The sequence below is a fragment of the Streptomyces sp. NPDC059788 genome (assembly GCF_042732265.1).
Taxonomy (GTDB): Bacteria; Actinomycetota; Actinomycetes; order Streptomycetales; family Streptomycetaceae; genus Streptomyces.
The window spans coordinates 113033-136353 of record NZ_JBHWHY010000025.1; the positions used below are offsets into that span (position 1 = coordinate 113033).

The 23321-nt window shown below is 73.5% G+C and carries 17 protein-coding genes; 5 read left to right on the forward strand and 12 right to left on the reverse strand.

The features are described 5' to 3' along the window. The first annotated feature begins 208 nt into the window (after positions 1-208). Positions 209-1936, forward strand: coding sequence for an alkyl sulfatase dimerization domain-containing protein (locus tag ACFV57_RS22660; RefSeq protein WP_385235116.1), 1728 nt, complete (start codon positions 209-211; stop codon positions 1934-1936). Next, positions 1933-3387 (forward strand): MFS transporter, encoded by a 1455-nt coding sequence (locus ACFV57_RS22665; RefSeq protein ID WP_385235119.1) that lies wholly within the window; start codon positions 1933-1935, stop codon positions 3385-3387. The genes ACFV57_RS22660 and ACFV57_RS22665 overlap by 4 nt, the downstream gene beginning before the upstream one ends. A 28-nt stretch (positions 3388-3415) precedes the next feature. On the opposite strand, the gene ACFV57_RS22670 is transcribed toward ACFV57_RS22665, so the two are convergent. The 3 genes from ACFV57_RS22670 to ACFV57_RS22680 form a co-directional block, all read right to left on the reverse strand. After that, positions 3416-3724 (reverse strand): AzlD domain-containing protein, encoded by a 309-nt coding sequence (locus ACFV57_RS22670; protein ID WP_385235122.1) that lies wholly within the window; start codon positions 3722-3724, stop codon positions 3416-3418. After that, positions 3721-4599 (reverse strand): AzlC family ABC transporter permease, encoded by an 879-nt coding sequence (locus ACFV57_RS22675; RefSeq protein WP_385235125.1) that lies wholly within the window; start codon positions 4597-4599, stop codon positions 3721-3723. The genes ACFV57_RS22670 and ACFV57_RS22675 overlap by 4 nt, the downstream gene beginning before the upstream one ends. Positions 4600-4756: 157 nt before the next feature. Further along, positions 4757-5719, reverse strand: coding sequence for an AraC family ligand binding domain-containing protein (locus tag ACFV57_RS22680; RefSeq protein WP_385235128.1), 963 nt, complete (start codon positions 5717-5719; stop codon positions 4757-4759). A gap of 133 nt (positions 5720-5852) precedes the next feature. Here ACFV57_RS22680 and ACFV57_RS22685 point away from each other — a divergent pair, with 133 nt between their 5' ends. After that, on the forward strand, positions 5853-10631 hold the full coding sequence (locus tag ACFV57_RS22685; RefSeq protein WP_385235131.1) for an ATP-dependent helicase: 4779 nt from the start codon (positions 5853-5855) through the stop codon (positions 10629-10631). Between the two features lie 184 nt (positions 10632-10815). Next, positions 10816-11652: an Fpg/Nei family DNA glycosylase gene (locus ACFV57_RS22690; RefSeq protein ID WP_385235134.1), complete on the forward strand. Its 837-nt coding sequence runs from the start codon at positions 10816-10818 to the stop codon at positions 11650-11652. Between the two features lie 255 nt (positions 11653-11907). Here ACFV57_RS22690 and ACFV57_RS22695 read toward each other — a convergent pair whose 3' ends face one another. Beyond that, a complete protein-coding gene (locus ACFV57_RS22695; RefSeq protein WP_385235137.1) occupies positions 11908-12168 on the reverse strand; it encodes a hypothetical protein in 261 nt (86 codons plus the stop codon). Positions 12169-12477: 309 nt separating this feature from the next. Between ACFV57_RS22695 and hemC the strand changes: the two genes are divergently transcribed. Then, the gene (gene hemC, locus ACFV57_RS22700; protein WP_385235140.1) at positions 12478-13452 is read left to right on the forward strand and encodes a hydroxymethylbilane synthase; all 975 of its coding nucleotides are present in this window, start codon (positions 12478-12480) and stop codon (positions 13450-13452) included. Positions 13453-13712: 260 nt separating this feature from the next. Here the strand turns inward: hemC and ACFV57_RS22705 are convergent, their stop codons facing one another. From ACFV57_RS22705 to ACFV57_RS22740, 8 genes are all read right to left on the reverse strand, one after another. Continuing rightward, a complete protein-coding gene (locus ACFV57_RS22705) occupies positions 13713-14132 on the reverse strand; it encodes a PPOX class F420-dependent oxidoreductase (protein WP_385235143.1) in 420 nt (139 codons plus the stop codon). 449 nt (positions 14133-14581) lie between these two features. Then, positions 14582-15052, reverse strand: a complete 471-nt coding sequence (locus tag ACFV57_RS22710; RefSeq protein WP_385235146.1) for a Dps family protein — start codon at positions 15050-15052, stop codon at positions 14582-14584. 513 nt (positions 15053-15565) lie between these two features. Then, the gene (locus tag ACFV57_RS22715; RefSeq protein ID WP_385235149.1) at positions 15566-15949 is read right to left on the reverse strand and encodes a helix-turn-helix domain-containing protein; all 384 of its coding nucleotides are present in this window, start codon (positions 15947-15949) and stop codon (positions 15566-15568) included. Between the two features lie 109 nt (positions 15950-16058). After that, complete coding sequence (locus ACFV57_RS22720; RefSeq protein WP_385235152.1) at positions 16059-16571, reverse strand: CinA family protein; 513 nt, start codon at positions 16569-16571, stop codon at positions 16059-16061. A gap of 208 nt (positions 16572-16779) precedes the next feature. Continuing rightward, positions 16780-17568 carry a CDP-diacylglycerol--glycerol-3-phosphate 3-phosphatidyltransferase gene (gene pgsA, locus ACFV57_RS22725; RefSeq protein WP_385235155.1) on the reverse strand — a complete coding sequence of 263 codons (789 nt, stop codon included), beginning with the start codon at positions 17566-17568 and terminating at the stop codon, positions 16780-16782. Next, the gene (gene rimO, locus ACFV57_RS22730; RefSeq protein WP_385235158.1) at positions 17565-19058 is read right to left on the reverse strand and encodes a 30S ribosomal protein S12 methylthiotransferase RimO; all 1494 of its coding nucleotides are present in this window, start codon (positions 19056-19058) and stop codon (positions 17565-17567) included. Before rimO ends, pgsA begins: the two co-directional genes overlap by 4 nt. A gap of 81 nt (positions 19059-19139) precedes the next feature. After that, entirely contained in the window at positions 19140-19955 is an 816-nt protein-coding gene (locus tag ACFV57_RS22735) for a helix-turn-helix domain-containing protein (protein ID WP_385235161.1), read from the reverse strand. 349 nt (positions 19956-20304) lie between these two features. Then, on the reverse strand, positions 20305-23127 hold the full coding sequence (locus tag ACFV57_RS22740; RefSeq protein WP_385235164.1) for a DNA translocase FtsK: 2823 nt from the start codon (positions 23125-23127) through the stop codon (positions 20305-20307). Positions 23128-23321: the final 194 nt, after the last annotated feature.

Genomic DNA, 23321 nt, shown 5'->3' on the forward strand with positions numbered 1-23321 from the left:
TCGGACAGGGGCACGGCGGCTCCTTCGCTGCGGGGCGGCGAGGCTGTGACGCGTCACAGTACGCAGCGGGTACGGGTGTGACAGCGGCGGGTGCCGCCGGAGCCCCCGGGACACCAGACTCCTACCGAAGGGGCCGAACCGACCGGAGGACCGAACCACGGACACCCGCCCGGCACGGGTGTACGGCGCACACGAGGAGCCGCTCGGCATGACGGATGGTAGGACGCAGCACAGTCCGCACACGGAGACCACGAGGGCGGGGACCGGGACGCATGGGGCGGGGACCGGGGCGCATGAGGCGGGGACCGGGACGTCCGGGGCGAGGAGCGGGGCGCCTGGGGCGGGGGCCGCGGCTCCTGGGGCGGGGGCCGGGGTTCCCGGGGCGAGGGGCAGGAGCCCCGAGCCCGGGACCACCACCGGATACCTCGCGTACGCGGACCGCGTCTATACGGGCGACGACACCCTGCTGGCCCACTTCACGGGCGCGTACGCCGAGGAAGGTCTCGTCCGTGTCGGGGAACGCACCGGCTTCTTCCCCGCCTTCGCGAACGTCGCGGTCTTCGACACCGGCTCCGAGGGGCTGGTCATGGTGGACTCCGGCGAAGCCCGTACCGCCGAGCGGCTGTACGCGGCCGTGTCCGCGTTCGGCGGCCCCGGACGCGAGGTCCGTACGGTCGTCCACACGCACGGCCACATCGACCACGTCTTCGGCGTCGGCCCCTTCGACGCCGCGGCGCGGGCCCGCGGCACCGAACCGCCCGAGGTCGTCGCACACGAGGCCGTGGCCGCGCGCTTCGACCGCTACACGGCCACCGCCGGGTACAACTCCTGGATCAACCGCCGTCAGTTCGGCGTGCCCGGCATCGAATGGCCCACCGCCTACCGCTATCCGGACACCACCTACCGGGACCGGCTCACCCTGCGCCGCGGCGAACTGACCTTCGAGCTCCATCATGCGCGCGGCGAAACCGACGACGCCACGTATGTATGGGTCCCGGAACTCAAAACCCTCTGTACGGGTGATCTGTTCATCTGGAACGCCCCCAACGCCGGCAACCCCCAGAAGGCGCAGCGTTACCCGGAGGACTGGGCCCGGGCGCTGCGCGCCATGAGCGCCCTGGGAGCGGAGGTGCTGCTTCCGGGCCACGGGGTGCCGATCCGGGGCGCCGACCGCGTCGCGACCGCGCTGGACGACTGCGCCGAGCTGCTGGAGTCGCTGTGCGCGCAGACCCGCGAGCTGATGAACGCCGGGCTGCGGCTGGACGAGGTGCTCCACCGGGTGCGGGCGCCGGCCGGGCTGCTGGACCGGCCGTACCTGCATCCCGCCTACGACGAACCGGAGTTCGTCGTACGCAACCTGTGGCGCCTGTGGGGCGGCTGGTACGACCAGAACCCGGCCCACCTCAAGCCCGCGCCGGACCGGGCGCTCGCCGCCGAATTCGCCGACGCCGCGGGCGGCGCCCCCGTACTGGCGCGCCGTGCGCTGCGGCTGCTGGCCGGGAACGAACAGCGCCTGGCCGCCCACCTGGCGGAGACCGCGGCTCTGGCGGCCCCCGAGGACCGCGAGGTCGCGCGCGTACGGGCGCAGGTGTACGGGGCGCGGGCCGCCGCCGAGCCGTCCACGATGGCGCGCGGGATCTTCGCGTGGGCCGCGGCGGAGTCGGCGGCGGTGGCAGAAGGGACGGATGTGGCGACCGAGTTGACGCGCAGCGAGAAAGGGCGGCGGCGGGCGGCCGGGGCGATCAGCGTGGGCGTGGTCGACGAGGACACGTGCTCGTGCGGGGGCGGCGGGGACGAAGGCGGCCGGACCGACGGCTCAGGTGGCGGGGACGAAGGCGGCCGGACCGACGGCTCAGGTGGCGGGGGCGAAGACGGCACGCCCCACGGCACAGGCGGCGGAAGCGGCGGTCGGCGGGGCGGGGAGACCGCGCGGTGACCCGTACGGCCGGGGCCGGGGCGCGGCCCGGCGCACCATCCGGGATGACCGCCTGCGAGCGCCGACGGGCATGGCGCACCACCTGGCTGCTGGTCGCCTTCATACTCATCAACTTCGCCGACAAGACGGTGATGGGCCTGGTCGCCAACCCGGTGATGACCGAACTCCACCTCACTCGGGAACAGTTCGGCACCGCTTCCGCCGCGTTCTTCGCGCTCTTCAGCCTGGCGGCGCTCGGCGGCTCCTTCCTCACCCGCACGGTGCGCACCCCGGTCCTGCTGCTCGGCATGGCGCTGCTCTGGTCCGCCGCCCAGCTGCCGATGCTGTTCGCCGCGGCCGGATTCGGTGTCCTGGTCGCCACCCGGGTGCTGCTCGGCGCGGCGGAGGGCCCGGCGACCCCGGTGGCGGTGCACCATCTGCACGGCTGGTTCGAGCAGCGGGACCGTACGCTGCCGACCGCCGTCCTCCTGGCCGGCGCGGCGGCGGGTGTCGCCGTCGCCGCCCCCGTGCTCGGCACGGTCACCGCCGCCTGGGGCTGGCGCTGGGCGTTCGGTGTGGTCGGCCTCATCGGCCTGGTGTGGGCCGCGCTCTGGCTCCGGTACGGCGAGGAAGGACCGCTGGCGCCCCCGGTAGGACGGCGGACCACCGACAGGGCCTCAGGTGCCACCCCTGAGGACTGCGAAATCTCCGAGGACTACGGGGGCTCTGAAATCCCCGAGGACTCCGAAGTCTCCGAAGTCTCCGAGGACTCCGAGGACTCCGAGGGCGGCAGCTCCGTCCCGTACCGGAAGGTGCTGCTCACCGGCACCTGGCTGTCCGCGGCCCTCGGTGCCTTCGCCGCCTTCTGGACGGTGTCGGCCTCGCTCACCTGGGCCGCGGACTACTTCCAGGAGGTCGTCGGGCTGGGGCTGCGCCAGGCGAGCCTGCTGATCATGCTGGCCGCGCTGGCCAAGGGCGGCGCCATGCTGGCCCACGGCCTGCTCGTACAGCGTGCGGGCAGGCGCGCGGCGGCCGGCCTGCGCCCCCGCATCCCGCTGTCCTCCGGGGTCAAGAACGGACTGGTGCTGCTCTTCTCCGGTGCGGCGACCCTGGGCTTCGCCGCGGCGGACGCGCTGTGGCTGAAGGCCGTCCTGCTGCTCGGCCCGATGGCCGTCTCGGACATCATCATGACGGTGGCCCAGACCTCGGTCTCGCGGATCTCCCCCGCCGACCGGCGCGGCGTCACCCTCGGCACGCTGACCTGCGTCTTCGCTCTCGCGGGCATCCTGGCGCCGGCGGTGACGGGGCGGCTGGTGGACGCCGGGGCGACCGTCGCGGACGGGTACTTCGGCGCGTACGGGACGATGGCGGGCCTGGCCGCGGTGGCGGGGGTGGCTGTGACGCTGTTCCTGCGCCCGGAGCGGGACGCGCGGCGGCTGGGGGTGGCGGAGGCGACGGTTGCGAAGAGGTGAGGCGGGGCGCACGCGTCCTCGCCCGCTCTCACCCGCCCAGCGCCCGCACCCCCGCCGTCACCGCCACCGCGACCGCCACGACCAGCAGGAACGGCGCGCGCAGCAGCAGCGCGACGACCGCGGCCGCGACGCCCGCAGCCTTCGCGTCGAGCAGCAGCTGATGGCCGTCGCCGAAAGTCTCCTGCGCGGTGAGCGCGGCGAGCAGCGCCACCGGCAACAGGGCGGCGAGGCGCTTGACGAGGGGCCGTTCCAGCACGCCGGCGGGCACCAGGAGCCCGAGGTACTTCACCAGGTAGCAGCCCGCGGCGGTGGCGCCGATCGCGATCCAGACAGTCATCGTGCGTCCGCCTTCCGTGCGTACGTGTCCGTGGCCGTGGCCGTGGCCGTATCCCTGGCTGTGACCGTGTCCGCAGCCATGGCCGCGGCCTCGTCCGCGGCGGCATCCGTACCGGCGGCCCCAGTGGTACGCGTATGGCCCCGGCGCCCCTCCAGGAACAGGACCGCCGGTGCGGCGAGCGCCGCGACGAGCACCGGCACGCCCGCCGGCAGCAGCGGCAGCGCGACCAGAAGGAGGACGACCGCCAGCCCCGCGACGGCGCGTTCCGCCGCCGGCTTCAGCATGGGGGCGAGCAGCGCCACGAAGACCGCGGGCCCGGCCGCGTCCAGCCCCCAGGCCTCCGTGTCCCCGAGTGCCTCGGCGCCCATGGCCCCGACGAGGGTGGTGAGGTTCCACAGGGCGTACATGGTGAGCCCGGTGACCACGAACCCGAGGCGCGCGCCGCGCCGGTCGGGCTGGGCCAGGGCGACGGCCGAGGTCTCGTCGATGACCCAGTGGGCGGCGAACGGCCGGACCGCGGTCCGGTATCCGAGGAGGCCGGACAGCCGCAGGCCGTAGAACGCGTTACGGGTGCCCAGGAAGAACGCCCCGGCTGCCGCGGTGAGCGGGTTGCCGCCCGCGGCCAGCGCGCCGACCAGCGCGAACTGCGAGGCGCCGGTGAAGACCAGCAGGCTCAGCGCGCAGGCCTGAAGCACCGTCAGCCCCGCGCCCGCCGCGGTCACCCCGAAGGCGAAGCCGGAGAGCCCGACCGCGACGCCGACGCCGAGCGCGTCCCGGACGACCGCGGCGGCGGGCGCGGCCCCGGCCGCCTCCGCGCGTGCGGGCTCCGGTCCCGGTATTCGCTCCGCCTGCCGCCCCGACGGCGCCCGTTCCACCTGCTCAGACCGCTCCGACCGCTCTCCTGGCATTCCCCGGCCTGCCCGACCTACCTGATCTGACCACTCAATCCGACCCGCCTGACCTATTCGCTCCGACCGCTCTATCCGATCTGACTGCTGTGTGTGCTCTGTTCGTTGTGCCACGCCCCGGACACTAGGAAGCCCCCTCGCCGGTGGTCTTGTACGTTCTTGCGCCGCCCGCCCGCTCGCGCCGGTAAGCGCCCGGTGGTACGCCCACGATCCGGGTGAAGTGCCGGTTCAGGTGCGGCTGGTCGGTGAACCCGACGGCGACGGCGGCCTCGGCGGGCGCCGTACCGCCCTCCAGGAGCCGGCGCGCACGGCGCACGCGGGCGTCCGTGAGCCAGGCGTGCGGCGGCATCCCGTACGCGTTCTTGAAGGCGCGCAGCAGGGCGAACGGGCTGGTGCCCAGTTCCCGTGCCAGTTGTTCGAGGGTCGGGGGTGCCGTCAGCCGTGCTTCCAGGAGTGCCCGGGCGCGCTCGGCGGTGCGTGCGCCTGCCGCGGCGGGCGCACGGCTCGGCGACGGGCCTCCGTGGCGCCGCAGCATCCGGGCCACCACGATGCGCAGCAGGCTGTCGGCGGCCAGCGCGTTGCCCTCCTCCGCCGCGCGGTGCACCCCGTTGACGAGGCGTACGGCGTGTGCGTCGGCCACGAGCGTCTCGGTGAACGCGGCGGTGCCGGTCAGGCCGGTCGTCTCGGCGGCGATGTCCGCGACGAGTCCCGCCGAGAGGTAGAGCGTGGAGTACGCCCAGCCCTCCGGGGCACCGGCCTGCGCGGTGTGCGGCACCTCCGGGTTGATCATGACGAGGCCGTCCGGCCCGGCGTCCGTGACGCCGTCCGGCAGGCCGATCCGCTCGACGCCGCCGGTGACGGCGCCCAGCACGTAGCCGTCGTGGGAGTGGCGGGGGAAGGTGTGCCGCACGTAGCGGGCGCGCAGCAGGTCCAGGCCGGGCAGCTCGGCGTACTGCCAGTGCCGTGCCCACTCGGCCCCCTTCCGGCCGGTGTGCGCCGCGTGCGGGGGCCTGCCGGTACGGGCTCCGGCGCCCGCCGCCACCGCGTCCCCCGCGCCTCCCGTGTCCCTTGCCCCGCTCCCGGCCATGGCGTCATTGTGCTGCGGGGCGGCCCGCCGCGGCCGTCCTGTCCGGCACGTGGACGGCCGGGCCCGCGGGCATCACCGCAGGTGAGCGGCGAGTCACCGCCGATTGTCAGTGGTCCGTTGCACGATGGGGGGCATGGCCAAGGCAGCGCTCGACTCGTTCTCCCCCGCGACCCGCGACTGGTTCACGGGGGCGTTCCGCGCGCCCACCGCCGCGCAGGAGGGTGCCTGGCGGGCCATCGGCGAGGGGTCGGACGTGCTGGTGGTCGCGCCGACCGGCTCCGGCAAGACCCTGGCGGCCTTCCTCGCCTCGCTCGACCGGCTCGCGAGCGTCCCCGCCCCCGCCGAGCCGAAGAAGCGCTGCCGCGTGCTGTACGTGTCCCCCCTGAAGGCCCTCGCGGTCGACGTCGAGCGCAACCTGCGCAGTCCGCTGACCGGCATCCGCCAGGAGTCAGTCCGCCAGGGGCTGCCCGAGCCCGACATCCGGGTGGGCATCCGCTCCGGCGACACCCCGCCCGCCGAGCGCCGCGCGATCGCCAACCGGCCGCCGGACATCCTCATCACGACTCCCGAGTCCCTGTTCCTCATGCTGACCTCCTCCGCCCGGGAGGCCCTGGAAGGCGTCGAAACGGTCATCGTGGACGAGGTGCACGCGGTCGCCGGCACGAAGCGCGGCGCCCACCTCGCGCTCTCCCTGGAGCGCCTCGACCAGCTGCTGGAGCGCCCGGCCCGGCGCATCGGCCTGTCGGCGACCGTGCGCCCCGTGGAGGAGGTGGCCCGCTATCTGTCGCCGCAGCGCCGGGTGGAGATCGTCCAGCCGCCGTCCGGGAAGGAGTTCGACCTGTCGGTCGTCGTTCCCGTGGAGGATCTGGGCGAGCTGGGCGGCTCCCCCGTCCAGGAGGGCGACACCGGCGAGAAGCCGTCCATCTGGCCGCATGTCGAGGAGAAGATCGCCGACCTGGTCCAGGCGCACCGCTCGACGATCGTCTTCGCCAACTCCCGCCGCCTCGCCGAGCGCCTGTGCAACCGGCTCAACGAGATCGCGTACGAGCGCGCCACCGGCGAGGCGCTGCCCGAGCACCACTCCCCCGCCGAGCTGATGGCCGAGGCGGGTGCCGCCAAGGGGGCGCCCGCGCTGCTGGCCCGCGCCCACCACGGCTCGGTGTCCAAGGAGCAGCGCGCCCAGGTGGAAGAGGACCTCAAGGCGGGCCGGCTGCCCGCCGTGGTCGCGACGTCCAGCCTGGAGCTGGGCATCGACATGGGCGCGGTCGACCTGGTCGTCCAGGTCGAGTCCCCGCCGTCGGTCGCCTCCGGCCTTCAGCGGGTCGGCCGCGCGGGCCACCAGGTCGGCGCGGTGTCCCGGGGCGTGGTCTTCCCCAAGTACCGCGGGGATCTCGTCCAGGCCGCGGTCGTCACGGAGCGGATGCGCGCCGGCTCCATCGAGTCGCTGCGCGTCCCCGCCAACCCGCTCGACGTCCTGGCCCAGCAACTGGTCGCGATGGCCTCGATGGACACCTGGGACGTGACGGAGCTGCTGGCCCTGGTCCGCCGCTCCGCCTCCTTCACGGCCCTGCCCGAGTCGGCGTTCAACGGCGTGCTGGACATGCTCGCGGGCCGCTATCCCTCCGACGCCTTCGCCGAGCTGCGCCCCCGCATCGTCTGGGACCGCGTGGCGCAGACGATCACGGGCCGCCCGGGCGCGCAGCGGCTGGCCGTCACGTCCGGCGGCACGATTCCCGACCGTGGCCTCTTCGGTGTCTTCCTCGCCGGAGCGGACCCGAAGAAGGGCGGCGGTCGCGTCGGAGAGCTGGACGAGGAGATGGTCTACGAGTCCCGCGTCGGCGACGTCTTCACGCTCGGTACGACGTCCTGGCGCATCGAGGACATCACCCGCGACCGCGTGCTGGTCTCCCCGGCCCCCGGGGTGCCCGGCAGGCTGCCCTTCTGGAAGGGCGACCAGCTCGGACGCCCCCTGGAGCTGGGCCGCGCGCTGGGCGCCTTCCTCCGCGAGATCGGCTCGCTGGCCCCGGAGGCCGCCCGCGAGCGGCTGTCCGCCGCCGGCCTCGACGACTGGGCGACGGGCAACGTGCTCGCGTACCTCACCGAGCAGAAGCAGAGCTGCGGCCATGTGCCGGACGACCGCACGATCGTCGTCGAGCGCTTCCGCGACGAGCTGGGCGACTGGCGGGTGGTCGTGCACTCCCCGTTCGGCGCGCAGGTGCACGCCCCCTGGGCACTCGCCCTCGGTGCCCGCCTCGCCGAGCGCTACGGCATGGACGCCCAGGTCATGCACGCCGACGACGGCATCGTGCTGCGCCTGCCGGACGCCGACCTGATGGGCCTGGACCTGCTCGACAGCGACACCGGCGACTTCGACCCGGCGGCCCGCGGCATGGAGTACGACCCCGAGCAGTCGCCCGTGGGCGCCGCCGACGTCGTCTTCGACAAGGGCGAGGTCGACCAGGTCGTCACGGACCAGGTGGGCGGCTCGGCCCTGTTCGCCTCCCGGTTCCGCGAGTGCGCGGCCCGCGCCCTGCTGCTGCCCCGCCGCACCCCCGGCAAGCGCACGCCCCTGTGGCAGCAGCGGCAGCGCGCCTCCCAGCTCCTCCAGGTGGCGGGCGAGTTCGGCTCGTTCCCGATCGTGCTGGAGGCCGTCCGCGAATGCCTCCAGGACGTCTTCGACGTGCCGGGCCTGACGGAGCTGATGGGCGACATCGAGGCCCGCCGGGTCCGTCTCGTCGAGGTCACCACCCCCGAGCCCTCCCCCTTCGCCCGCTCCCTGCTGTTCGGCTACGTGGCCCAGTTCCTGTACGAGGGCGACTCCCCCCTCGCCGAGCGCCGTGCCGCCGCCCTCTCCCTGGACTCCCGGCTGCTGGCCGAGCTGCTCGGCCAGGCCGAACTGCGCGAGCTGCTCGACTCCGACGTGCTGGCCGAGCTGGAGAGCGAGCTCCAGTGGCTGACGGAGGACCGCCGGGTCAAGGACGCGGAGGGCGTCGCCGACCTGCTGCGGATGCTCGGCCCGCTCACCGACGCCGAGCTGGCCGAGCGCGGCGCCGACCCCGCGTGGGCCGACGAGCTCGCGGCGGCCCGCCGGGCCATCACGGTCCGTATCGCGGGCCGGGACCACCGGGCCGCGATCGAGGACGCCGGCCGGCTCCGCGACGCCCTGGGCACGGCCCTGCCCGTAGGCGTCCCCGAGTCGTTCACCGAGCCCGTCAAGGACCCCCTCGGCGACCTCCTGTCCCGCTTCGCCCGCACGCACGGCCCGTTCACCTCCGACCAGGCCGCCGCCCGCTTCGGCCTCGGCACGGCCGTGACGGACGGCGCCCTGCAGCGCCTGGCCGCGGCCGGCCGGATCGTCCAGGGCGAGTTCCACCCCTCGGGCATCGGCCAGGAGTGGTGCGACGCCCAGGTGCTGCGCCGCCTGCGCCGCCGCTCCCTGGCCGCTCTCCGGCACGAGCTCGAACCCGTACCCCCCGCCGCCCTGGCGTCCTTCCTCCCCCAGTGGCAGCAGATGGGCCCCCTGGCGCCCCCTGCTGCCTACGGAACGGGACCGCGCGGAGCGGGCCCGCGGCGCGGCGGCTCGTACGGCCTGCGCGGCATCGACGGCCTGGTCCGCGCCGTCGAGCAGCTGCAGGGCGCGGCCGTGCCCGCCTCCGCCCTCGAAAAGCTGGTGCTGCCCTCCCGGGTCGGCGACTACGCCCCGGCGATGCTGGACGAGCTGACCTCCACCGGCGAGGTGCTGTGGGCCGGCGCGGGCGCGCTCCCCGGCAAGGACGGCTGGCTGTCCCTCTACCTCGCCGACAGCGCCCCGCTGCTCCTCCCCCCACCGCACCCGCTGGAGCTGTCCCCCCTGCACCACTCGGTCCTCCAGGCCCTCGCCCCCGGCTACGGCCTCTTCTTCCGCCAGCTCGCCGACCAGGTCCGCGCCACCACCCACCCCGAGTGCACGGACCCCCAACTGGCCGACGCCCTGTGGGACCTGGCCTGGTCCGGCCGCCTCACCAACGACACCCTCGCCCCCCTCCGCGCCCTCCTCGGCTCGGGCCGTACGTCCGGTTCCACCGCCCACCGGGCCAAGCGCGCGGTCCCCCGCGGCCGGTACGGCACCCTGACCGCCGCCACCGGCCGCACGGGCCGCCCCACCGCCTCCCGCTCCGGCCCGCCCACCGTCGCCGGCCGCTGGTCCCTGCTCCCCGACCCCGAACCGGACCCCACCCACCGCGCCCACGCCCTGGCGCGCACCCTCCTCGACCGGCACGGCGTCGTCACCCGCGGCGCCGTCGCCGCCGAGGGCGTCGAGGGCGGCTTCTCCGCCGCGTACCGCGTCCTGTCCGCCTTCGAGGAGACCGGGCAGGCCCGGCGCGGCTACGTGGTCGAAGGGCTGGGCGCCGCGCAGTTCGCGATGGACGGCGCGGTCGACCGGCTCCGCGCGGTCAACACCGGCCGCGAGCGCGTCGCCGACGAGTACGCCCAGGGCGGCCCGGCCGAGGGCCGTTCGACCGGGCCGCGGCGAGCGCTGGTGCTGGCCGCCGCCGACCCCGCCAACGCGTACGGAGCCGCCCTGTCCTGGCCCGAACCGCCCGACGGCTCGACCCACAAACCGGGCCGCAAGGCAGGCTCCCTCGTCGTCCTCGTCGACGGTGAGCTGACGCTCTACATGGAGCGCGGCGGAAAGACCCTGCTGGCCTGGACCCGGTCCGGGGACGGCACCGCCCCCGACAGCGACTCGCCCGCCGGCACCCGCCTGCGGCTCGCCCTCGAAGCCCTCACCGACGCCGCCCGTGCCGGAGCCCTCGGCACGATCACCGTGGAGCGGGTCAACGGCACCGCCGCCCTCACCGCCCCGCTCGCCCCCGCCCTGGAGGAGGCCGGTTTCCACCCCACTCCGCGCGGCTTCCGCCTCCGCCCCTGACCACCACGACCGCCACGACCACCCCGCCCCCTCGCGATCGCCACGACCGCTTCGACCGCCTCGACGTTCAGAAGCACCCCAACCGTCAGGAGCACGCCAACCGTCAGGAGCACGCCAACCACCACGACCACCAGGCCCGTCGCGACCACCACCAGCCGCCCCCGGCACGCGGCACAATGTCCCCATGCCCGAAGGCGACACCGTTTGGCGCACCGCCCGCCGCCTCCACGAAGCGCTGGCCGGCAAGCCGCTGACCCGATCCGACCTGCGCGTGCCGCAGCTCGCCACCGTCGACCTGTCCGGCCGTACGGTCCTGGAAGTGGTCCCGCGCGGCAAGCACCTGCTCACCCGCGTCGAGGGCGGCCTGACCCTCCACTCGCACCTGCGCATGGACGGCGCCTGGAAGATCTACGCCCCCGCCGAACGCTGGCGCGGCGGCCCCGCCCACCAGATCCGCGCGGTCCTCGCCACCGCCGACCGCACCGCCGTCGGCTACCGCCTCCCCGTCCTCGAACTCCTGCGCACCACCGACGAGGCCGACGCCGTGGGCCACCTGGGCCCCGACCTGCTGGGCCCCGACTGGGACCCGGCCGAGGCACTGCGCCGCCTGCTCGCCGACCCCGCCCGGCCCCTCGGCGAGGCCCTGCTCGACCAGCGCAACCTGGCCGGCATCGGCAACGTCTTCAAATGCGAACTGTGCTTCCTGCTGCGCGCCTCCCCCTGGCTGCCGATCGGCCGCCTGCCCGCCCCCGAGCGCGCGACCGCCCTCGCCAAGAAACTCCTGGAAGCCAACAAGGAACGGCTCGCCCGCGTCACGACACCGAGCGCCCGCCCGGACCGCCGCCAGTGGGTCTACGGCCGCGCCGGCCGCCCCTGCTTCCGCTGCGGCACACCGGTGCGTACGGGAGAACAGGGGCCGCCCACCCAGGAACGCGTCACCTACTGGTGCCCCACCTGCCAACCGGACGACGACGCGCCTGAGCCCTCGGCCCACAACGCAGCATCCGGACCCACTAGCTGACACCCCATCACCTACGCCACGGCACCCCCACCTCAACCAACGCCTCCACCTCCACCCCCCAACCCCAACGCCGCCTCCACCTCCGTCTTCACCCTCACCGCCCCAGGCCCCTCCCCTCCATCCCCCAGCACCACCGAAGCCGGCGTCCCCCGGTCACCCACTCGCTCCACGCACCCACCCGCCCCTCGGCCAATCGAGTGACCCCACCGACCCCACCACGCCACGAGCCCCACGCCACGGGCCCCGCACCCCGCGCTACGACCGCCCCGTTCCTCCACCGCCCCGCCGCCGGCCCTCACGGGCGCCCTGCCCCCGCCCCGCCCACGGCACGCAGTGCACCGGCAGCAGGCTCAGCCCCCATCCCCCCGCCGCCACCGCCCCCTCGACGACGCCCGGCGTACCGGGCCACAGCGTCAGCCGCAGTACGGCCCAACACCACAGGCTCCCGGCAGCGGCCCCGGTCACCAGCCGGACCGGGGATATGCCGAACCGGGCGAAGAAGTCGTGCCTAGCCATGGCTGCCTCCTCCGGTCGACGCTAGACGGGCGCAGCCGCCCAGCGGGAGGGCGCACCGGGGCACAACCGGCGCGAACGTATCGTCGGGGCCCGCTCGTCCATGCCCCGTTCTCGCGGATCTCTGCCTTCCGGCATTTTCGCCCGCCGGCACCCCGCCCGCATCCAGAGGACCGGGCCCGCGGCCCCACTCCCGTACACCAGCGCGAACCCGCACGTCCCCGGCGCGTCGCCCCGCGTCTCTTACGCTGCACTGAATGATCATCGCCCCGACGGCGGGCACCATGCGAGACGCACCGAACGGAGACTTCCGTGAGCGCCGATTCCCCCACCCGCGAGCTGCGCATCGGAACCCGTACGAGCCCCATGGCCATCGCCCAGACCGCCCACGTCATCCGGCTGCTGCACCGGCTCGACCCGCAGCTGCGGACCGTGACCGTCCCGGTCCGGACCGAGGCCGACCTCTGGCACGGTGACCTGACCCGTATCGGCGGCAAGGGCCTGTTCGTCGAGGCTCTGGACGCCCGGCTGCAGAGCGGCGACATCGACCTCACGCTGCACTGCCTCAAGGACGTGCCCGGCGACGTGCCGCTCCGCGCGGGGCTGGTCGTCGCCGCCCACCTCGAACGCGCCGACGCCCGGGACGTCCTGGTCGTCCCCGAGCACTCGGCGGTGCGCCACCTCGACGACCTGCCGCCCGGCGCCCGGGTCGGCACCGCCTCCGTCCGCCGTCGGGCCCAGCTCCTGCGTACCCGCCCCGACCTGCGGATCGTTCCCGTACGGGGCGCTGTCGGCACTCGCCTCGACCTGATGGACGGCAAGCGGGACTCAACCGTCGAGCTGGACGCGATGGTCCTCGCGAGCGCCGGGCTGGCACGGCTCGGCCTGACACACCGGGTACGGCAGGTCTTCGAGGTCGAGGAACTGCTGCCGGCCGTCGGAGCCGGGGTCCTGTCCCTGGAATGCCGCCGCTACGACAGCACCGTCACCACGCTGCTGGAGAAGCTCAACCACGAACCCACACTCACCGAGGCGACCGCCGAGCGCGTCATGCTCCAGGGCTTGCGCGGCCACTGCAACAGCCCCATCGCGGGGCACTGCGTCACCGGACCCGACGGGCGGCTCTCCCTGCGCGGCATGGTCTTCTGCCCGGACGGCGCCGCCTTCGCGCAGGTGCACCTGTACAGCGAGGCCCCGCACGACCCGGCCGCGCTCGGCGCGCACGCCGCCATCGAACTCCTCAGCCAGGGCGCCCGTTCCCTCATCGACACCGGGGCCCCGTTCTGAACGGCGCTCCGCTCCCGGCCGCTTCCCGAAGTTCCCGCTCCGTCATTGTGCCGGCCCTCGTCCGCGGGCCGTTCCGAGCCGCCCCGACGCATTCCCCCACAAGTTCCCGTCCCCACAAGGAAAGAGACCTCCCCCAGCGCCCCCGGATTTCCGGAAGCCCGGAAATCCGGGCCCCGGAAATTCCGGTCCCCCGGGGCTCCGGGGCTCCGGGGGAGGACACCCCCGTACCGGCCGTCAGCCGGCCCGACCGCTGCCCTTCGTCAGCCGGCCTGGCTGCTGTCCTTGTGGGAGCCCCAGCCGTGCCAGCGGTCGATCTCGATCCAGGCGCTGACCCGGGCGCGGTCCCGCTGCGGGTAGGCACTGCCGAGGTAGTGGTGGGCCAGCCGGTCGATGTCGGCCAGTCCCTCGTCCTCCCGGAACTCGGTGACGCGGCCGATGATGCTGATGTGCGTGTACCAGCTCGACTCGTCGAGGACGGTGATCGTCACCCGGGGGTCGTTGCGCATGTGCTGCAGGCGCCTGCGGCCCTCGTCCATGTTGACCAGCACCCGGCCGTTGTCCCAGAGGTACCAGGTCGCCGTGGAGACGGGCTGGCCGTCCGACCGCAGCGTCGTGATGACGGACGGGTTGGCCTTCTCCAGCATGGCGACCGCCTCTTGCGGCAGCGGGGGTTTCGACATAGCGGACACTCCTCCGTACGTTGCTGATCCGGCGTTCGTTTCCCCATCATGATCGTCCGCAGTCACCCTCCCGAACCACAGACACGCCACTACGACGCTCCCGTCACGCGGGCGACCCCACCGCGTCACCGTTCGCTACCTTCGGCAACTCCAGGGCCACGACAACCGGGAAGCCGAACCAGCAGTGACCACCCCCTCCCCGGACACCGGGGAACCACACCCCCCGCCGTTCACGACCTCACCACCGCCGGACACGACCTCACCACCACCAGGCAAGGCCTCACCGCCCCCGGGCACGGCCTCACCACCACCGAACGCCCGAACCGCCAAGCGCCCCCCTGACCGTGTCAGGAGGGCGCCGTGGTGGCCTGTCGCGTGCGAGGGGGGCGTGCCGCGTAATAAGGGCCTCAGGACCGTGGGGCGGACCAGCCCGGAAAGCCGGGGCCCGTTCAGGCGGACTCGGCCTGGAACATCCAGTGGTGCTTCTCCAGGTCGGCGGTCAGGCCGATGAGGATGTCCTGCGTCACGGGGTCGGGCTTGTCCGTCGTGTGGATGCGCTCCCGCATCCGGGCGATGACCGCGCCGAGCGCGTCGACCATGACGCGGACGACCTCGGCGTCCTTGATCCAGTTGTCCTGCACCGTGTCGATACCGCTGGTCTTCGCCACCGTCTCGGCCCGGCCGTCCGGGGACACGCCGATCGCCGAGGCCCGCTCGGCGACCGTGTCGGCGTAGGTACGCGCCGTGTCCACGACATCGTCGAGCTGGAGATGTACGGACCGGAACCGCGGGCCGATGATGTTCCAGTGGACCTGCTTCGCCACGAGCGAGAGATCCACCAGGTCGACGAGGGCTCCCTGCAGTGCGTCCCCGACCACCTTGCGGTCGTCGTCGGACAGCGTGCTCTTGACGACAGACATCCATTTACTCCTTTTCGGGCGAATGATTCTGCTTCGCCCATCGTACAAACGATTGTTCCTGTCTGTACGGATCGGGTACCCAGCTGTGTGGCGGTAATGCCTGGTGATGCCCGACGGGTCGCAAGTGGTGACGAAAGTCCCGGCGAACGGCCCCGGAAACGCCGCGAGCCCCGTCCGGCGGCGGCCGGACGGGGCTCGGGAAGTCGTATGGGGCGCTCGGTCGACGCCTGCGACAGAGAAGCAGGGGGACGGGAGCGGGGAGACAGGGGCAAGGGAGCGGAAGGACGGAGGGGAGCCAGCAACGGAGGGAGACACCGGGACGGACGGGGCTCTCCGACGGAAACGCGGTGCCAAACGGCGGCCCCAAACGGCGGTGGCGAACAGCGCCGACGATAGCGAAGGACGGCGGCGCCGCCCCGTACCCCTCTCCGACGCGGGTCTCCGGACCGCACCCCGACGCGGCACCGGACCGCCGCAAGCCGAAGCCGCCCGGCCGCGACAGCCGCGGCCGTCTCAGGCCGCGACCACGTCCACGGCCTCCGCGGGCGCCTTGATCGTCACACGGTCCTCCGGGACTCCGGTCAGGGAGGCCACCGACACGGAGTTCAGCTTCGGCCGGACCGGTGCGGGCACCGGGTCGCTCGCGGCCGCGGACCGTGCCAGCTCGGCGAGGGCCAGCTCGTCGCTGACTTCCCGCATGAGCTCGGACATGCGCACGTCCAGCGCGTCACAGATCGCCGAGAGCAGCTCGGAAGAGGCTTCCTTCTGTCCCCGCTCGACCTCGGACAAGTAGCCGAGCGACACCCGGGCGGAGGAGGAGACCTCGCGCAGGGTGCGGCCCTGGCGCTGACGCTGTCGGCGCAGCACGTCACCCAGCAGGCGACGAAGCAGAATCATCGCTGGCTCCCTCCTCGGACCTCGGATCCGGATCCTTCTCGCCCCACCGTACCGCCTTGGGCCTCGGCCGTGCGGGGCGTGAGTTCGTGTTCACTCAGGGCTGTAAACATCAAAATTCCCCCCGTTGTTCCGTATCCTGTGCCGCCGCATTCTCTGTCAGTTGGCTCACCAGCAGCCGGAGCGCCGCCGCCACCGTCTCCCGGCGGATCCGGTCGCGGCCGCCTTCCAGCGTGAGCCGCAGTACGCCGCCCGCGCCGCCGGGCCCGTCGGCCGCGACGAACACGGTGCCCACGGGCCGCCCGTCCTGGGGGTCCGGGCCGGCAACCCCTGTAGTGGCGATACCCCAGTGCGCGCGCAGCACACGCGTTACACCACGGGCCATCTGGCGGGCAACCTCCGCGTCCACGGCTCCGCGCGCGTCGAGCAGCGGCCCGTCGACACCCAGGACGTCCCGTTTCAGCTCGGTCGCGTACGCCGTGACCGAGCCCCGGAAGACCCGCGAGGCTCCGGGTACCCCGGTGAGCGCCCCGGCTACCAGCCCGCCCGTGAGGGACTCGGCCACCGCCAGGCTCGCCCCGCGCTCCGCCAGCGCGTCGAGCGCCCGCGCGGCCACGGAGAGCACCTCGGAGGCGGCTACGGACGGCGCCTCGGAAGCCGTCTCCGGACGGGCTCCGCGAGCCGCTCCGGCAGCGTCACCGGCGTTCATTTCCGCGGCCACTTCGGAAGGTCGGTCCCCTGGCAGGATCGCGGACCCGTCACCGGCACCGTGCGCAGCCTTCGCGGCACCGTGCGCGACCTTGGCGACGCCCCCGTACGCGGTCCCCCGGCCGTCACCGCGCGGTGTTCCCGTCGTCCCGGCGCTCCGCGGCGGCCCCGGTGCGCTCCTCGGTCCGTGCCCCGCTCGCCCCGCGCACCTCGGCGGTGCTCCCGGCGGGCTCCCCGTCGTGGACCGCCCGGGCCCCGGCGGCCGTCCTGGCCCGCTCCCGCGCCTGTACGGCCCGTGCCTCGGCGAGCCCCGCCCGTCGCAGGACGACGGCCTGCCGTACGTAATCCAGCCCGGTCACGACGGTCAGCACCACGGCCACCGCCATCATCCACCACCGGAACGTCGCCAGCGGCCCGGTCAGCGCGAGCACGTACATGCCCACCGCGGTGCCCTGTGCCAGCGTCTTCAGCTTGCCGCCGCGGCTGGCGGGGATCACGCCGTGCCTGATCACCCAGAACCGCATCAGCGTGATGCCCAGCTCGCGGAAGAGGATGACGCCCGTCACCCACCACGGGAGGTCGTCGAGCACGGACAGGCAGATCAGCGCCGCGCCCATGATCGCCTTGTCGGCGATCGGGTCGGCGATCTTCCCGAAGTCCGTGACGAGGTTGTACTGCCGCGCCAGGTGGCCGTCGAACAGGTCGGTGATCATGGCGATGGCGAAGGCCGCCCAGGCGAACGAGCGCCAGGCCGGGTCGTATCCGTCGCCGTGCATGAGCAGCATCACGAAGGCCGGTACGAGCAGCAGCCGCACCATCGTCAGGACGTTGGCGATGTTCCACAGTCCGGCCGTCCGGACGGCCGGTGCCGGGCGGTGGTGCCCACCGGCCGCGGAAGCCGGGACTCCGGTCATCTGCCCGCCTCCTCAGTACACGGCACGCCGTCCGCCGACAGCACCTCGGCCACCAGGTCGACGCCCTCGCTCGCCACGACCTTTGCTTCGACCATACGACCCGGCGCAAGGTCGAGTGCGGTCCGCAGCAGGGTGACGCCGTCGGTCTCGGGCGCCTGGTGCGCGGCGCGGCCCACGACCCCGTCCTCCTCGTCGACGCTGTCCACGAGGACCGTGAGGGTCTCCCCGAGCCGCTCCTCGGCGCGCTGCGCGGTCAGCTCCTCGGCCAGCCGCGAGATGTGCGCGAGGCGCTCGGCGACCTCGTCCGGGTCCACCTTCTTCTCGTACGTGGCGGCCTCGGTACCGTCCTCGTCCGAGTAGCCGAACACGCCGATCGCGTCCAGCCGCGCCCCGGTCAGGAAGCGCTCCAGCTCGGCCACGTCGTCCTCGGTCTCGCCCGGGAAGCCGACGATGAAGTTCGAGCGGGCACCGGCCTGCGGCGCCTTCGTACGGATCTGCTCCAGCAGGTCCAGGAAGCGGTCGGTGTCGCCGAAGCGCCGCATGGCGCGCAGCACGCCCGGCGCCGAGTGCTGGAAGGACAGGTCGAAGTACGGGGCGACCTTCTCGGTCTGCGTCAGCACGTCGATCAGGCCCGGCCGCATCTCGGCGGGCTGGAGGTAGCTGACCCGGATGCGCTCCAGGCCGTCGACGGCCGCCAGCTCCGGCAGCAGCGTCTCCAGCAGGCGGATGTCGCCCAGGTCCTTGCCGTAGGAGGTGTTGTTCTCGGAGACCAGCATGATCTCCTTCACACCCTGCTCGGCGAGCCAGCGCGTCTCGCCGAGCACGTCGGAGGGACGGCGCGAGATGAAGGAGCCGCGGAAGGACGGGATGGCGCAGAAGGAGCAGCGGCGGTCGCAGCCGGACGCCAGCTTCACGGAGGCCACCGGGCTGGTGCCCAGGCGGCGGCGCAGCGGCGCGCGGGGGCCGGAGGCGGGCGCCACACCCTCGGGCAGGTCGGCGGGGGCCGGGGCCGGCTCGGTGTCGCCGTGGCCGGGCAGCGCCACGCCTGCGGCGTCCTGGCGCTCGGCCGGGCTGATCGGCAGCAGCTTGCGGCGGTCGCGCGGGGTGTGCGCCTCGACGTTGCCGCCGCTCAGGATCGTGCGCAGCCGGTCGGAGATGTCGGTGTAGTCGTCGAAGCCGAGCACGCCGTCGGCCTCCGGCAGGGCCTCGGCCAGCTCCTTGCCGTACCGCTCGGCCATGCAGCCGACGGCCACCACGGCCTGGGTGCGGCCGTGGTCCTTCAGATCGTTGGCCTCCAGCAGGGCATCGACGGAGTCCTTTTTGGCGGCCTCGACGAATCCGCAGGTGTTGACGACGGCGACATCGGCATCGGCGGCTTCCTCGACGAGGTCCCAGCCGTCCGCTGCCAGGCGGCCTGCGAGCTCCTCCGAGTCCACCTCGTTACGGGCGCAGCCAAGAGTGACAAGGGCGACGGTACGGCGTTCGGGCATGGAGTCAGCCTACTTTGTCCCGGCAACCTCCATCGCTGCCAGGGTTGCCCCCGCCCGCCCGGCGCCCCGGGCCCGGCCTGATCAGCCCGCCTGCGGGCCCGCCGAGTAGCTCAGGCGCTCGACCGCGCCCTTGTCCCCCACCTTGTCGACCTCCTTGCCGTTGACGAACAGCTGCACGACGCCGGCGTTGCCGACGACCAGGTCGATCCGCTTCTTGTCCGTGAAGGTCTTGGACTCGCCCTTCTTGAGCAGGCCGTCCTCCAGCAGGCGGCCGTTGGCGTCCTTGGCGGAGATCCAGCTCTGCCCGTCCTTCGCGGTGATCTTGATGGTGACCTTGTCCTTCGGCACGCCCGCGATGGCGCTCTCCGAGGCCCCGGGGCCGGGCACGGTGCTCGGTTTGGTCGTCTTGCCGGTCTTGCCGGCCGGGGGCTTGGTGGGCTGCACCGGCGCCGCGGTGTTGTCGCCCTCGGCGACCGCGCTCTTGTCGCCGCCGCCGCTGAAGAGGGTGAAGCCCACGAAACCGACGACCGCGACGATGGCCGCGACCATCGCCGCCGTCCAGTTCGGGCGGCCCCGCTCGGGCCGGATGCGCTCGGCCTCGAAGAGCGGCGCGGCGGGGGTCGGCTCGGGGCGGCCGCCGCGGTCCCCGTCGAACTGCGCGATCAGCGGTTCGGGGTCGAGCCCGACGGCGCGCGCGAGGGTGCGCAGATGCCCGCGCGCGTAGACGTCGCCGCCGCAGCGCGAGAAGTCGTCCTGCTCGATGCCCTGCACGATGGGCACGCGCACCCGCGTGGTGGCACTGACCTCGTCGACGGTCAGTCCTGCGTCGATGCGGGCCTGCTGGATGGCGCGGCCGATGGAGGGCCGGTCGTCTTCGGGGGAGTTGCCGATGGACACGGGGGCGCCTTTCGAGCGTGAGCCACCTGCTGGGGGTTCAGTCTAGGGGTGTACCGAAAGGGTCGGGCAAGCGGAAGAGCGGACTTTGTACGCCATCAGAAGGCCGGGTGAAACGGCCGGACGCCCGGTCCGGGTGCCGATGTTGAATCATCCTCCCACCACCTCCCTCAACTTGACGTATCGACGGAAGAAACGGTTGCTTACGATCTCTTACGAGTGACTCGGACCGCCCGTACGAGTGATCCGGGAGCGCGGCTCCTGGACTTCTTCCGCCGTGGCCGCCCGCCCGCGGAACGGGCCCGGCGCACCGCCCGTCGGACGGCCCCGGACGCCGCCCCGCGGACGGCTCCTAGGAAGGCGTCTCCCCGCGGACGACCGCGAGTACGCCCTCCAGTTCGTCCGGCTTGACCAGCACGTCGCGCGCCTTCGAACCCTCGCTCGGCCCCACGATGTTGCGCGACTCCATCAGGTCCATCAGCCGCCCGGCCTTGGCGAAGCCCACCCGCAGCTTGCGCTGGAGCATGGACGTGGACCCGAACTGGGTGGAGACCACCAGCTCGGCGGCCTGGCACAGCAGGTCGAGGTCGTCGCCGATGTCCTCGTCGATCTCCTTCTTCTTGGCCGTGCCGACCGTGACGTCGTCCCGGAAGACCGGCGCCATCTGGTCCTTGCAGTGCTGGACGACCTGCTGGACCTCGTCCTCCTGCACGAACGCGCCCTGCATCCGCACCGGTTTGGTCGCGCCCATCGGCAGGAACAGACTGTCGCCCTTGCCGATCAGCTTCTCCGCGCCGGGCTGGTCGAGGATGACCCGGCTGTCGGCCAGCGAGGAGGTCGCGAACGCCAGCCGGGACGGCACGTTCGCCTTGATCAGGCCCGTCACCACGTCCACCGACGGGCGCTGGGTGGCCAGCACCAGGTGGATGCCGGCGGCGCGGGCGAGCTGGGTGATGCGGACGATGGAGTCCTCCACGTCCCGCGGCGCGACCATCATCAGGTCCGCCAGCTCGTCCACGATCACCAGCAGGTACGGATACGGCGACAGCTCGCGCTCGCTGCCCTCGGGCGGCTTGGCCTTGCCGCTGCGCACCGCCGCGTTGAAGTCGTCGATGTGCCGGTAGCCGTACGCCGCGAGGTCGTCGTAGCGCAGGTCCATCTCGCGCACGACCCACTGCAGGGCCTCGGCGGCCTTCTTGGGGTTGGTGATGATCGGGGTGATCAGGTGTGGGATGCCCTCGTACGCGGTCAGCTCGACGCGCTTGGGGTCGACCAGCACCATCCGCACCTCGTCGGGGGTGGCACGCGCCATCACCGAGGTGATCAGACAGTTGATGCAGGACGACTTGCCGGAGCCGGTGGCGCCCGCGACGAGGATGTGCGGCATCCGCGCCAGGTTGGCCGACACATACCCGCCCTCGACGTCCTTGCCGAGGCCGACCAGCAGCGGGTGGTCCTCGCCCACCGACTCCGCCGAGCGCAGCACATCGCCCAGGTTGACCATCTCCCGGTCGCTGTTGGGGATCTCGATGCCCACCGCGGACTTGCCGGGGATCGGGCTGATGATCCGTACGTCCGGGCTGGCGACGGCGTACGCGATGTTCTTGGCCAGCGCGGTGATCTTCTCGACCTTGACCGCGGGGCCCAGTTCGATCTCGTAGCGGGTGACCGTCGGGCCGCGGGTGAAGCCGGTGACCGCCGCGTCGACCTTGAACTCCTGGAAGACGGTGGTCAGCGACGCCACGACGGCGTCGTTGGCGGCGCTGCGGGTCTTGCCGGGGCCGCCGCGGGTGAGCAGGTCCAGCGACGGCAGGGAGTAGCTGATGTCGTTGGACAGCAGCAGCTGCTCGGCCCGGGAGGGCAGTTCGCCGGACGGTTCCGGCGCGGACTTCGTGAAGTCCGGCACCGAGCCCGAGGACCGGTCCGCGCCGCTCTTGTCCGCACCGCCCTTGCCCGCGCCGCCCTTGTCCGCGCCCCGGGCGGGCGGCACCGCGCCGCTGTCCTGCTGCCCCCCGGCCTCGGACCACTCGTCGTCGCCGCGCTCGCCGGAGATGCCGCTGCTGAGGTCGGCGACCAGCGGCGAGGGCTGGACGCCGTGCAGAACCGCGCCGTCCAGCGAGGCGGCTGCCGCGGCGGCCACGTCCACCGCGTCCATGGGCCGGTCGGCGGGCTGGAGCGGCGTACGGCGGCCACGGCGGCGCTTGGCCAGCGCCGCCTCCTCTATGGCGTCCGGGTCGTCGGCGAGGTCGGCGGCGGCGCGGCGCGCGCCCCGCCGGGGCTGCTCACGCCAGTCCTCGGCGTACGCGTCGGGCTCCGCGGCGACCGGCTCGGGCTCGTACACCTCGACCAGGCCCAGCCGGGCGCCGAGCAGCCGCAGGCGCTGCGGGATGGCGTTGACGGGCGTGGCGGTGACGACCAGGAGGCCGAAGACGGTGAGCAGCACCAGCAGCGCCACCGCCAGGGTCTGGCCGACGGTGAAGATCAACGGTTTGGAGGCGGCCCAGCCGACGTAGCCGCCGGCGTCCTGCATGGCCGCTATGCCGTCGCCCCGGCCGGGCGACCCGCAGGCCATGGCGACCTGCCCGAGGATGCCGATGACCAGCGCGGACAGGCCGATCACGATCCGCCCGTTCGCCTCGGGCTTCTCCGGGTGCCGGATCAGGCGCAGCGCGATGCCGCCGAGCAGTATCGGTACGACCAGGTCCAGGCGGCCGAAGGCGCCGGTGACCAGCAGCTGGACGAGGTCGCCGACCGGGCCGCTGAGGTTGGACCAGGTGCCGGCCGCGATGACCAGCGCGAGCCCGAGCAGCAGCAGGGACAGTCCGTCCTTGCGGTGCGCGGGGTCCAGGTTCTTCGCGCCGCGCCCGACGCCGCGGAACATCGCGCCGACGCCGTGCGCCACCCCGAGCCAGCAGGCCCGCACCAGGCGGTAGACGCCGCCGGTGGGCGACGGCGCGGGTCTCGGCGGCGCCTTCTTGGCGGCAGCCTTCTTCGCCGGCGCGCGCTTGGCCGGGGCGGTCTTCTTGGCGGGCGCCCTCTTGGCCGGAGCCGGCGCCTTCTTCGCCGGTGCTTTCTTCGCGGCGGCCTTCTTGGCGGCGCCCCCGGGCTGTCCGGCGCGCTGCTTCGAGGGGCCCGCCGTGCTCTGGGAACCCTTGCCGGACGTACGTGAGGCCATGGTGACGAGATTACAGGCGACGACCACAGTGACACGAGCGCTCGGGCCTTCACCCATTCGTGTCGCGCACCGCGTCGGCGACTTCACGCCGACGGCTCACGAAGCGGGCCGTCCACACGGCTGCTGATGGCGTGTCAGGCCCGCACCCGGACCAGGACCCGCGGGTGGGCCCGCGAGCCGCTCAGCGGGCCACT